Source organism: Pelistega indica, assembly GCF_000506865.1.
Taxonomy (GTDB): Bacteria; Pseudomonadota; Gammaproteobacteria; order Burkholderiales; family Burkholderiaceae_B; genus Taylorella; species Taylorella indica.
Genome location: NZ_AYSV01000067.1, coordinates 42,218 through 54,587 on the forward strand (window position 1 = coordinate 42,218; position 12,370 = coordinate 54,587).

Consider the following 12,370-nt stretch of genomic DNA (forward strand, 5'->3'; position numbering starts at 1 on the left):
AATTATTTCTGCTCAGTAAAGGGACCCCAAGCTGCTGCAGTGACGTTGCCTTTACTTGGTAATGTAGTGGAGAATGAACCATCTGCATTTACAAGTCCTAAACTACCACCGGCGGCATAAAGTACTTGCATACCATTAGGAGCAAAACTAGGAGATAGGTCGTTTGGTCCAGAAGTGAGTAATTGATCAGAGCCTGAACCTAGACCATTGATGGCTATCGAATAACCACCACCTCTCATGCTAGTATATACCATTTTACTACCATCCGGCGATATCTTACCAGAAAGATTTTGTGAACCATTGAAAGTAATACGACTTGCTTGACCGCCACCTAGACCGGTACGATAAATTTGTGGGCTACCACCACGGTCAGATGTAAAAATTAAACCACTACCATTAGGGAAGAAATATGGCTCAGTATCAATTTCCGGAGAATCGGTAACTTTGCGTGGAGAACCGCCATTGCTACCAATTAAATAAATATTTGAAAGACCATCCATACTTAGCGCAACAGCAAGCTGAGAGCCATTTGGTGACCATGCTGGAGCACTATTGTTCCCTTTGAAATTAGCCACAGCATTACGACCACCAGAGGCTAAATTTTGTACATAAACAACAGGTTTGCCTGATTCAAAGCTCACATAAGCAAGACGTTTACCGTCTGGAGACCATGCTGGAGAAATGATATTTGCACCAGAAGTGACTGCCTGAGCATTCTCGCCATCCGCATCAGCAACATATAATGTACTGCCTGTGACATAAGCGATTTTTGTTGTAAAAATACCACGAACACCTGTTGATTGCTCATAAGCGGCATCTGCTGCTTTATGTGCTAACTGACGCATATTAGAGGCAGAAATACTTAAAGATTGCAAGTTAGTTTGTTGGGCAGTGTCACCAAGGTTGTAGTTAATCGTATTAGACGAAACAGATCCATAGATAACATTTTTACCACCACCAGCTTCAGCTAAAGCTGCCCAGTTGGCTGTGCCACTTGAGTCAGTACTCATTACGCCAATACGGGTAACTTCAAATTGACCTGAGCGAGTTAAATCGGCGGCAATAATATCAGCAATTTCTTTTCCGTTTGTGCCTGCAAAGTCAGCAACTACAATCGGGAATTTATTACTAGCGACACCAGAACCTGAAAGATTAACATTAACCTGTGCCTGAGTAGCTGGTGTTAGGCTTAAACTAAAGCCGAGTAAAATAGCACTAAATAAGTTTGTGCTACGATGTTGAGAACGTAATTTACGTAGTAGTGACATGACGTCATTCTCCTAAAAATTTGTCTATGTTCATAGTGTATCAATTATGTACACTATGAACACATAATGCAGAGATTTCTTTTTCAAATCTTTACAAAGCAAGGCTGTTATTGTGGTCTAAACTCATAATTTCCTTCGACATAACTGTTACCAGTAGGTGGTTTCGGGAATGGATTACATTGTTTAAGTGCATTCAGCGCGGCGGTATCAAATGCTTTATTGCCAGAAGTTCTGGTGATACGGGCATTGGTTACTGTGCGACTACTATCGAATTCAACACGGTAGCGTACGCCTAAGCGTTGATTTCCACTGAAGCGTAAACGGGGTTCCACGCAAGCTTTAACTAGTCTTGCATATCCGTCGTTACCTCCACCGCCACCAATTTGGTTGCGATCGTTTTGTCCGCCTTTAATACCAGCACGGCTATTAATATCACCACGCATAGCTGCTCGTAATGCATCACCTTTTGAGTTAGCTTTGGCTTTTGCCTCAGCGGCTAATTTAGCATCTGCTTTAGCTTTTGCAGCAGCTTTGGCTTTAGCTTCTTGTTCAGCCTTTTCCTTAGCTTCTTTGGCCGCTTTTTCTTTAGCCTCTTTTAGCTTGTCCTTTCCTTAGCCTTTCTTTCTCGCTTTTTCTTTAGCCTCTTTGTTCAGCCTTTTCTTTAGCTTCTTTTTCAGCTTTTTGTTTAGCTTCTTTCAATGCTTTTTCTTTTGCTTCTTTGTCAGCTTTTTTCTTTAGCTTCTTTTTTGTGCTTTTAGTTTGGCTTCTTTTTGTGCTTTTAGTTTAGCTTCTTTTTTCAGCTTTCTCTTTAGCTTCTTGTTCAGCTAAGCGTTTGGCTTCTTTTTCGGCTTTTTCTTTGGCTCGTTTTTTCTCTAGAGCAATCTCAGGATCCTCTTCGCTCATATTACTAGCAGCAGCCGCTGCTTTGGGAGGAGGAGGGGGAGGTGCTTGTTTGGGAGGCTCTGCGGCATGGACTGGCTCAGGGTCTGGAGCGGGTGTCGGCTCTGGTTCTGGCTCAGGCTGTGGTTGATCCTCTTCTGTACGAGTATCTTCTTCGGCAGGGTCAGGCGTCCTAGTCTCAGCAGGAGGAGCTACAATTTGTTCCGTTCCTTCAGTCCATAGTTCAAGTTGCAAAGGACCTGCTGCGGAATCGGTTTTATTTAGCGCACTAATGATAATTGCTGCAAGTAGTGACAGATGCAGTATGACAGAGAAGACAAGACCTTTCTTATCATCTCTTTGCGAATAAAATCTCGGTGGGGATTTTATATTTATCTCATGTATCTGTTTTTGGCAAAGCACAGTATAAAAATGACTGGTTATGTTTTAGCTATTTTTTTGTGTTCGCTTGTTTTGTTTGGTTAACCATTAACCCCAAACGCGTTAAGCCATTTGAGCGTAGCGTATCCATAATTTTCATCACTTCTTCATAGGCAACTTTACCATCAGCAGAAATCACTACTGGCGTATCAGCTTGAGCCATAGATTGAATACGAGAAAGTACTTCTTCTTTTGGTACTTTCTCAAACTCTGCACCAGATTGGCGTAAACGAACTGATACATCGCCGTTTTCTTCTAGTTGGACTTCAACTGGTGTTGTTGGTACTTCTGCTGCTCGTCCTACAGAAGGTAGATTCACTAATCCAGGTGTAATCATAGGAGCAGTCACCATAAAAATGACGAGTAATACTAACATTACGTCAATATATGGAACGACGTTCATTTCATTTTTTAGACGGCGTGATCGACCACGCCCTTTTCTATTAGCAGCCATGGTAACTATTTAGTCTGACGTTGTAAAATATTTAAAAATTCATCCATAAAACTATCAAAGCGACTTGAGACTTTGTCGATAGAGTTGGAGAAATAGTTATAGGCAAGCACAGCGGGAATTGCCGCAAATAGACCAATTGCCGTTGCAATCAAGGCTTCGGCAATACCAGGTGCCACAGCTGCCAGAGTGGCTGTTACGTTTGTGCTTAGACCTAGGAATGAGTGCATAATCCCCCAAACTGTACCTAATAAGCCAATGTATGGACTAACTGAACCAGCAGAGGCAAGAAAGTTAAGTTTTGAGTCTAATAAATCAACTTCACGTTGATAGGTTGCACGCATAGCACGCTCAGCACCTTCAACTTGAGTTTCGGCAGACGCTTCTTTTTGACGTGCTTTTAAAAACTCTGTCATGCCTGCATCGAAAATACGACCTAGTGCACCAGCTTCATCAGGATTGCGAGAGATGTTTTGATGCAAAGAGCCTAAATCACCACCACGCCAGAATTGTTGTTCAAATTCTTTGGTTTGTTTATCTGTACGAGAAATGGTTAGGTATTTGCTGATAATGAATGCCCATGAAATGACAGAAATTGTCACTAAAATAAGCATGATAATTTGAACAGGTAAACTGGCGTCAGCAATTAAGGTAAAAACAGACATTTCTGCTGCTTCTGGTGAGACGGGGGGATTCATGGTACTTAAATATCCTGAGCTGAAATTAAAATAGAACGAATAGAGTCTGGTATAGGACTCGCTTTAAAGGTATCAAGGTTAATGCAACAAATCTGAATATTGCTGTTGACTAATATTTTTCCGTCACGTTCACAATATTGTTCAAAATCAATAGATGCATTACCAATTTTCTTTATTTTTGTTTGGATGGTTAATAAATCATCTAAACGAGCTGGGCTTTTATAGTTAACTTGTGTGCCTACAACGACAAAAATAATGCCTTCAGTTTGAGCCAGTAATGATTGGTTAAAACCTAAACGTCTTAACCATTCAGTTCTAGCACGTTCGAAAAATTTTAGATAATTGGCGTAAAAGACAACGCCTCCTGCGTCAGTATCTTCGTAGTAAACACGGACGGGGAAGGCGAAGTCTGAAGTGTTATTTGTAGACATAACAAGCTTATGTAAAAGTAATATTACTTAAACAGCAAATTATACCGTACTTTTAAGTTGTTGATATAGATTAAAGAGATAAGAATTTACTTCAGATGGTGACAATTTTTGGGATTCTTTATCACGTCTGGCTTGTACTTCAATAATACCTTCTTTAAGACCCTTCTCTCCGACAGTTACACGAATAGGTACACCAATGAGCTCCCATTCTGAAAACATGACACCGGGACGAGCATCTCTATCATCTAGAATAACATCAATGCCTTGATCTTTGAGGTAGTTGTAAATACTAGTAGCTTGTTGGCGAACTTCCTCACTTTTACCCCAACCAATAGGGCAAATAACAACTTCAAATGGAGCGATAGGTAAAGGCCAAATAATTCCTTTGTCGTCATTATTTTGCTCAATAGCAGCAGCCATAATTCGGCTAACACCGATGCCATAACAACCCATTTGGATGACTTCTGGCTTACCTTGTTCATTGAGGTAAGTCGCTTTTAGTTTTTCAGAATATTTATCCCCTAAGAAGAAAACGTGGCCTACTTCGATACCATGTTCAATAGCTAATGTACCTGGCTCATCAACGGCAGGATCACCAGCGACAACATTACGTATATCTTCAATCATAGGCTCTGGCAAGTCGCGTCCCCAGTTAACACCCACCCAGTGAGTATTTTCTTGGTTTCCACCACAAACAAAGTCACTCATATTGCCTACTGTTTTGTCTGCAATGATGTGAATAGGTTTAACAGTATTAACAGGGCCTAAATAACCCGGTTTAGAACCAAAATGCTCAATGATTTCCTCTTCGGAGGCTAGTTCGAAGCCATGTTTGAAAGCGGCTAATTTACCAATTTTTACTTCGTTAACTTCATGGTCACCACGCACCAATAAAAGGTAAATAGATTTTTTGCCTTCCTCGTCTTGTACACTGTACACAACTGATTTAACAGTTTGTTGTAGAGGAATATTGAGTAACTCAGCCACCAATTCACACTTATTCGCCTCAGGTGTAGGCACAAGTTCAAGTGCTTTGCTAGGGAGGGCTCTTTCTGCAATTAAACAAGGAGCTTCGGCTAGTTCAATATTAGCAGCATATTCAGAATCTGGGTTGTAAACAATTAAATCTTCACCAGTATCTGCAATTACTTGGAATTCATGACTGCGTGATCCACCAATAGATCCTGTATCTGCATTGACGGCACGGAACTTTAGCCCTAGGTTAGTGAAGATCTTTTTGTAAGCATTAAACATAATGTCATAGCTTTTGAGCGCACCAGCTTCATCACGATCGAATGAATAAGCATCTTTCATCGTGAATTCTCTGCCACGCATAAGACCAAAACGTGGACGACGCTCATCACGGAATTTAGTCTGAATATGGTATAAATTTAAAGGCAGTTGACGCCAGCTATGAATTTCATTAGCTACAATCTCAGTAACCACTTCTTCAGAAGTGGGTTGTAAGACAAAATCTCGACCATGTCTATCTTTGATACGCAATAACTCAGCGCCATAGGCATCCCAACGACCCGTTTGCATCCATAGTTCAGCAGGTTGTACAACAGGCATTAAAATTTCTAGTGCACCTGCATTGTTCATCTCAGTGCGGATAATGTTTTCAATTTTGCGTAAAACCTTTAGAGCAAGGGGCATGTATGTATAAATTCCCCCTGCATGTTTACGAATCATGCCCGCACGCATCATTAATTGATGGCTGATGACTTCGGCATCAGCAGGGGCTTCTTTTGAAGTATTTAAGTGAAAATGTGACGCTAACATGGTTACTTTTAAAATAGAAACGTATAATCAAACTTAATTATATTTGAATTTAAGGGGCGGTGCATGCTTGATCGCGAAGGTTACCGTCCTAATGTTGGTATTATCCTTTTAAATCAAAAGAATGAAGTGTTTTGGGGTAAAAGAATACGAGAAAAGTCATGGCAATTTCCTCAAGGAGGTATAAAGTATGGCGAAAATCCTACACAAGCGATGTATCGCGAATTGTATGAAGAGCTCGGTCTTAAACCTGAACATGTCCAAATATTAGGGCGAACGCGAAACTGGATACGCTATAACGTACCAGAACATTTTGTGCGACGAGAGTCGCGAGGACACTATAAAGGACAAAAACAGATTTGGTTTTTATTAAAGTTAGTAGGTAAAGATAAAAACATTAGCTTGCGAGCGACCAATCATCCAGAGTTTGATGCTTGGCGTTGGAGTAAGTATTGGGTGCAGCTTGAACAGGTGATTGAGTTTAAGCGGGGAGTTTATCTTGAAGCACTTAAAGAATTGTCTGTATTTACTGATGAAAACAAAACCTCAGAAACGAGGTTTTTACGTAAACGCCAATTCAAACATAAGTCCAAAAAAAGTGTAAAAACAAATTCAGAAATTATTTCTGTCGAACAAGAAGTAATGGTTGAAGTTAAAGATATTTTATAAAGTAAATGATGGAATATATAGCGACTATTGCTGCTATTGCTACAGCTCCCGGAAGAGGAGGAGTTGGGGTAATACGGTTATCAGGTAAAAATTTACTTCCTATCGCTCAAAGCATTAGTGGGGGTAAAACGCCTGAACCTCGAAAAGCACTCTACACTGATTTTGTAGATGCCAATAATCAAGCCATAGATAATGGTCTAATGCTTTATTTTGCTGCTCCTGCTAGTTTTACTGGTGAAGATGTGATTGAGTTACAAGGTCATGGCGGACCTGTAGTCATGAATATGTTATTAGAGCGTTGTTTGCAATTGGGTGCTAGATTAGCCGAACCTGGTGAATTTACTAAACGTGCTTTTTTAAATAATAAATTGGATTTGGCACAGGCAGAAAGTGTTGCTGATTTAATTGATGCCTCTAGTCAATCTGCTGCTCGTATGGCATTGCGGAGTTTAAAGGGAAGTTTCTCAACGCATATCCATGCATTAGTGGATAACTTGATTAATTTACGTATGCTTGTAGAGGCAACTTTGGACTTTCCTGAGGAAGAAATTGATTTTCTAGAAGCCGCTGATGCTAGGGGAAAGTTGGCGCGATTACAGGATGAATTAGACAATGTGTTAGCACAAGCAACGCAGGGTGCTATTTTGCGTGAAGGAATGAATGTCGTTCTGGTAGGTGCTCCTAATGTCGGCAAATCTTCTTTATTGAATGCTTTAGCTGGTGATGATATTGCCATTGTGACAGATATAGCAGGAACAACACGTGACACGGTACGCGAGCAGATAGTGTTAGATGGTGTGCCTATTCATATTATTGATACAGCAGGACTTCGTGAAACTAGCGATATTGTTGAGCAGATGGGTATTGAGCGGAGTTATAAAGCCTTACAAAACGCAGATGTAGCCTTAATTTTGATTGATCCAATTGAAGGGATTAATGCAAAGACAGCATCTATTTTGTCCATGGTGCCACCCTCATTAAAACGAATCGAGGTGCAGAATAAGATTGATTTGCGAGGAGAGTCGGCAGGAGTTTTCTATGAAGGTGAAGCAGAGCGTGCGAGTGTCACACAGGCGTCAACATTGATTAAGCTGTCAGCAAAAAGTGGGGAAGGGCTCTCATTGCTCAGGGAAGAATTGTTAGCTATTATCGGTTGGCAAGGAGAAAGTGAAGGTTTATTTTTGGCGAGAACGAGACATTTAAATGCGTTGAAAATGGCTAAGACTGAATTAGAAAATGCCTCAATTAATGGTTATGATAATATTGAACTATTAGCGGAGCATTTGCGACTAGCCCAAGAAGCTTTAAATGAAATTACCGGTGAGTTTACGGCAGATGACTTGCTAGGAGTGATTTTTAGCCGGTTTTGTATTGGGAAATAGTCATTTATCGCTAAAATAGTGATGAGAATTTGTTCTTTTTACCTTGTAAAATGACAATTAAATCTAAAAAACATACTTTTAAGTGGGTAGTTAATAGAATTTACAGTTAAAATTAACCTTTACCATATTTGTTGTTATCAACTTTATTTTAAGAACGAAGCTTATGTTACAAGAACTAGATCAAGTAGCTATTCGCATTGGGCAGATTGTAGAGATGAGTCGTCGCCTATTGGCAGAGCGTAATGAGTTGCTCAGCCGGTTAGATGCATCAACACAAGAAGGCTCTACATTGCGTCAGCAATTAACGTCTCAAGAAGCGAAAGTGGCTGAATTAACGACTAGCTTATCTACGCAAACTGAAGGGGTTAAGGTAGAAAATGATAACTTACGTCAACAAGTAGAAGAGTTAACAAGCAGAGTTAATACGCTAGAGGCACAATTAAATAAGGCTCAACAAGAGTTATCTTTGTGGCGTGAAAAATCTCAATCTGTGCGCAATAGAGTGGCACATATTCTTGAGAATTTACCTAATAATGCGATTTAAGGAAACGATAAGATGGAACGTGTAGAAGTAAGTATCTTGGATCGTAGCTTAACGCTAAGTGTAGATAGCTCTGAAAGAGAAAAATTAATTGCTTCAGTAAAACATGCTGATCAATTAATGCAACAAATTAAAGCAGCTTCCCCCTCGTTAAGTCCAGAAAGAATTGCTATAATGGCAAGTATAAAATTAGCATCTGATTTAATGAGTATGGAATCAGGTGATGGTCCATTTAAGGGTGTTCAGTTTGGTGAATTCCAAAGCAAAATTAATGATATTAATGCTCTTTTGGATCAAAGCATTGACGAATTGAAATCGATTTAATAGTTAATATATTTAGTCGATAATAGTTTTGCCCTGCGGTAGTCGTGACCTTGGTCATTCATCTCTTACCTATGCGTATGGCACAAGGCAGTAAATCAGTAAAGTGGGAGTGATTGTCTTTATGATGAACCCGAAGCTTTATTCCAGTCTGCCGACTTTGAACTTGAGGGTTCGAGGTGCCGACCTTGACGCTACAGGCGGGGCAACCCCCTTTTCTATATTTTCCTTTTCTTAATTTCTAGACATAAAATTTTGCAAAAATTAATGTTTTTGTAGTTACATATACATGATTAGTCGGTATCATGACCTTTGTTCCATTTTGTTTTTTAAGGATCAATGTATATGAAAACGATTACTAAAGTTTTAGCCTTAAGTACTATTGCTATGGTAGCCTGGCAGTCAGGTGTTTTGGCACAAACAGAAATGACAACTAACAAACCAGCAAATGACCAGACAGTAATTAATTTATCAGCAAGTGTGCAAGAAGAGGTGAAACCTGATGTGGTACGTTTGACCTTATCTAAGCAATTACAAGGAACAAACCAACAAGAATTAACTACTCAATTGAATAAAGCGATTAATGCTGTCTTGGAAAAAGGTAAAGCAGATCCCGATTTAACTATTAGAAATGGTGATTATGGATTTTGGAGTGTTGGTGATAAAGAGAAAGAAATCTCTTGGGTAATGCGTGGTGAAGTGATTGTCACTAGTAAGGACTTTGCTAAAGCACAAGCGTTTATTGCAATGAATAAAGACATGATGACGCTTGATAATATTCAATTTATTCTCTCTGAAGAAAGTAGAAATAAGGTCGAAGAAAAATTGATAGCAAATGTTGCTGAAGCATTTAATAAAAAAGCCAGTGCTGTTGCAAAGGCTTTTGGTTCACAAACATATCACATTAATAGTATTCAATTAAATAATAATGCAGGTCGTCAACCTAGGATGTACGCTGCAGCAGCGGCAACGACTTATTCCTCTAAGTCCGCAGACGATGCTGTGAACCTAGAGGGGGGTAAAGTTGAAGTTAATGTGACGGCTGACGGTCAGATTTCTTTGCGCTAATAATGTAGAGAATAATCCCTGCAATAATCATTGGAAGAGATAGCCATTGCCCCATGCTCAGACCAAGAGCAAGGAACCCTAAATGGCTATCAGGTTCACGGGTGTATTCTGCGATAAATCGGAATGCGCCATAGCCTATTAAGAAGACTGCACTAACTTGACCTGTTGGACGTTTTTTACGTGAAAACAGCCATAAGATAACAAATAGAGTAATACCTTCTAATGCCATTTGATAGAGTTGAGAAGGGTGGCGAACAGCGCCGTCACTATTAGGAAATACCATTCCCCAAGGAACATCTGTCGTTCTTCCCCAAAGCTCGCCATTGATAAAGTTACCTAAACGACCTGTGGCTAAGCCTAAAGGTACTAATGGTGCACCAAAATCTGAAATTTGAAAGAATGTCTTATTCTCTTTATGACCAAAATAAAGCATAGCTAATAAAACGCCAATAAGTCCTCCGTGAAATGACATCCCACCATCCCACACAGCAAAAATTTCTAGTGGATGCTGTAAGTAGTAGCTAAATTTATAAAAGATGACGTAACCAAGACGTCCACCTAAAATAACGCCAAGAATACAATAAAAAAGTAAATCTTCGAACCGTTCAACAGTGATGTCTAAAGCCCCTTTGCGGACACGATAACGACCGAGAACCCAAGCAAAAAAGAATGCTAAAAGATACATGAGCCCATACCAGTGAATTTTAATCGGTCCAAGCTCAAGTGCAACAGGGTCAATTTGTGGGTAAGTTAACATAAATCATTCCGTATTAAATAAGATAGCGTTATCCTGTCTTTTGAGAAGTAGTGATAAACTATCGAGTATTGAATTAGCTTGATTTTAACAAGTTTTTAATAAGTAAGCCTATGAAGAGATTATCCATATTATTGTTTCCATTGTTGACAATGTCGGCTGTGTATGCACAACCATCTTTAGATGCATCAACATTATTGAAAAATAAAATCTGTATGCATTGTCATCAGGTAAATGAAAGGCGAGTAGGACCTTCTTTTAAAATGGTGGCGGATAAATATCAACAAGATAAGACTGTTACCGTAGAAGAGTTAGCTAAAAGAATCGTTGAAGGAGGAATAGGGCAATGGGGACCTTTACGTATGCCTGCCCAACCTAAAGTGTCTACAGAAGAGGCGATAATCATGGCTGACTGGATTTTACATGTAAAAGGTGATGAGCAAGTAAACTAAAAATTAGGTAGTCAATTACTTCGATAATAGCTAGTGAACTATGTGATTGACAGTTATTATTCTTATCATCAATGAGACAAACATAAAGGACTTAGGAGTGAATTATGTCTATTGAAATTGCCGTATTTGGTGCAGGTTGCTTCTGGTGTGTAGAAGCGGCTTTTGAAAAATTAAAAGGTGTTGAAAAAGTATTGCCTGGTTATGCTGGGGGTGAATTAGACAATCCAAGTTATAAACAGGTTAAGACAGGAACAACAGGGCATGTGGAAGTTGTTCAAATTCATTTTAATCCTGAAATAATTTCGTACAAAGAATTGTTAGAGGTATTTTTCAGTTTGCATGATCCCACCTCGTTAAATAAACAAGGTGCTGACGAAGGTACACAATATGCTTCAGCTATTTTTGCCGTCAATGCTGCACAAAAAGAAATAGCTCAACGTGCTATTCAAGAGGCTCAGCCTCATTATGATAAACCGATTGTCACAGCACTCTATGATAATGTGCCTTTCTGGGAAGCGGAGGATTATCATCATCATTACTTTGAAAATAATCCTGATCAACCTTATTGCTCTTTAGTAGTCGCTGAAAAGGTAAATAAGTTTATGAAAAAATTTGCGCATAAGCTTAAATAACAAATAGGCAGGCGGGATTGTGTTGTCTGAGAAAAAAATTTTAGAATGTTAGGATGATTTAGTTACGTAAAGATAAATAAATTATTATGTTTTGATGTGTAGGTTTTCAAGTGTAGTACTCAAGAAAATTAATTGATGAGAAATGATGAGTCACAACGAAAATCCTACACATTGGGAGTGCCATTTTATTGATAACCTAGATCACCTAGTTCAAGAAGAATATTTTTATAATGTGCTTATTTTATAAATAAAGTAAGTTATGTCAGTACTGGTTTAGTTCATAAGAACATTATTCTATTAATAAAGAAATGGCGATATAAATCATAATAATAAAAATTATAAAATCCAAAATTTGCCAAGAGCGTGGCTTTCTAAAAATAGGTTGTAATAAACGAGCGCCATAGCCTAACGAGAAAAAGAATAAGAAAGAAGCTGTAATATTTCCTAAATAAAAAGATAACTCACGTCCATGATATTTGGTTGCTATTGAACCAATTAAGAAAACAGCATCTAAATATACATGTGGATTTAACCATGTGAGAGCGCAGAGAATTAATAGTTGTTTTTAATATTCGKTTTTTATCTGAATCGGCTTGAGCATCAA

Annotated in this window: 15 protein-coding genes and 1 pseudogene; 7 read left to right on the top strand and 9 right to left on the bottom strand. The window is 39.0% G+C overall.

The annotated features are described in order from the left end of the window. Positions 1-2: 2 nt before the first annotated feature. From tolB to V757_RS19605, 7 genes and pseudogenes are all read right to left on the bottom strand, one after another. Entirely contained in the window at positions 3-1,268 is a 1,266-nt protein-coding gene (gene tolB / locus V757_RS19575) for a Tol-Pal system beta propeller repeat protein TolB (protein ID WP_023950236.1), read from the bottom strand. Between the two features lie 107 nt (positions 1,269-1,375). Beyond that, positions 1,376-1,849 (bottom strand): annotated as a pseudogene (gene tolA, locus V757_RS28885) (cell envelope integrity protein TolA); the annotation flags it as partial. A gap of 202 nt (positions 1,850-2,051) precedes the next feature. Further along, on the bottom strand, positions 2,052-2,402 hold the full coding sequence (locus V757_RS28890; protein ID WP_023950242.1) for a hypothetical protein: 351 nt from the start codon (positions 2,400-2,402) through the stop codon (positions 2,052-2,054). Between the two features lie 196 nt (positions 2,403-2,598). Then, on the bottom strand, positions 2,599-3,042 hold the full coding sequence (locus V757_RS19590) for an ExbD/TolR family protein (RefSeq protein WP_023950244.1): 444 nt from the start codon (positions 3,040-3,042) through the stop codon (positions 2,599-2,601). 5 nt (positions 3,043-3,047) lie between these two features. Next, a complete protein-coding gene (gene tolQ / locus V757_RS19595) occupies positions 3,048-3,737 on the bottom strand; it encodes a protein TolQ (RefSeq protein ID WP_023950247.1) in 690 nt (229 codons plus the stop codon). Between the two features lie 5 nt (positions 3,738-3,742). After that, entirely contained in the window at positions 3,743-4,168 is a 426-nt protein-coding gene (gene ybgC, locus V757_RS19600) for a tol-pal system-associated acyl-CoA thioesterase (protein ID WP_023950249.1), read from the bottom strand. Positions 4,169-4,207: 39 nt separating this feature from the next. Next, positions 4,208-5,950, bottom strand: coding sequence for a proline--tRNA ligase (locus V757_RS19605; RefSeq protein ID WP_023950251.1), 1,743 nt, complete (start codon positions 5,948-5,950; stop codon positions 4,208-4,210). Between the two features lie 63 nt (positions 5,951-6,013). Here V757_RS19605 and V757_RS19610 point away from each other — a divergent pair, with 63 nt between their 5' ends. The 5 genes from V757_RS19610 (at position 6,014) to V757_RS19630 (ending at position 9,928) form a co-directional block, all read left to right on the top strand. After that, positions 6,014-6,616 (top strand): RNA pyrophosphohydrolase, encoded by a 603-nt coding sequence (locus V757_RS19610; RefSeq protein WP_023950253.1) that lies wholly within the window; start codon positions 6,014-6,016, stop codon positions 6,614-6,616. A gap of 5 nt (positions 6,617-6,621) precedes the next feature. Then, positions 6,622-7,998 (top strand): tRNA uridine-5-carboxymethylaminomethyl(34) synthesis GTPase MnmE, encoded by a 1,377-nt coding sequence (gene mnmE / locus V757_RS19615; RefSeq protein WP_023950255.1) that lies wholly within the window; start codon positions 6,622-6,624, stop codon positions 7,996-7,998. Positions 7,999-8,161: 163 nt separating this feature from the next. Continuing rightward, the gene (locus V757_RS27470) at positions 8,162-8,542 is read left to right on the top strand and encodes a hypothetical protein (RefSeq protein WP_023950257.1); all 381 of its coding nucleotides are present in this window, start codon (positions 8,162-8,164) and stop codon (positions 8,540-8,542) included. A 12-nt stretch (positions 8,543-8,554) separates the two neighbouring features. After that, positions 8,555-8,863, top strand: coding sequence for a cell division protein ZapA (locus V757_RS19625; protein WP_023950259.1), 309 nt, complete (start codon positions 8,555-8,557; stop codon positions 8,861-8,863). A gap of 342 nt (positions 8,864-9,205) precedes the next feature. Then, the gene (locus tag V757_RS19630) at positions 9,206-9,928 is read left to right on the top strand and encodes an SIMPL domain-containing protein (protein WP_023950261.1); all 723 of its coding nucleotides are present in this window, start codon (positions 9,206-9,208) and stop codon (positions 9,926-9,928) included. On the opposite strand, the gene lgt is transcribed toward V757_RS19630, so the two are convergent. Then, positions 9,891-10,685 carry a prolipoprotein diacylglyceryl transferase gene (gene lgt / locus V757_RS19635; RefSeq protein ID WP_023950263.1) on the bottom strand — a complete coding sequence of 265 codons (795 nt, stop codon included), beginning with the start codon at positions 10,683-10,685 and terminating at the stop codon, positions 9,891-9,893. The two genes, V757_RS19630 and lgt, sit on opposite strands and share 38 nt — an antisense overlap. Before the next feature lie 110 nt (positions 10,686-10,795). On the opposite strand from lgt, the gene V757_RS19640 reads away from it, so the two are divergent. Both V757_RS19640 and msrA read left to right on the top strand, forming a co-directional pair. Beyond that, entirely contained in the window at positions 10,796-11,134 is a 339-nt protein-coding gene (locus V757_RS19640) for a c-type cytochrome (RefSeq protein ID WP_031274368.1), read from the top strand. 104 nt (positions 11,135-11,238) lie between these two features. Further along, on the top strand, positions 11,239-11,766 hold the full coding sequence (gene msrA, locus V757_RS19645; protein WP_023950267.1) for a peptide-methionine (S)-S-oxide reductase MsrA: 528 nt from the start codon (positions 11,239-11,241) through the stop codon (positions 11,764-11,766). 289 nt (positions 11,767-12,055) lie between these two features. Here the strand turns inward: msrA and V757_RS27935 are convergent, their stop codons facing one another. Then, on the bottom strand, positions 12,056-12,319 hold the full coding sequence (locus V757_RS27935) for a LysE/ArgO family amino acid transporter (RefSeq protein WP_147628851.1): 264 nt from the start codon (positions 12,317-12,319) through the stop codon (positions 12,056-12,058). Positions 12,320-12,370: the final 51 nt, after the last annotated feature.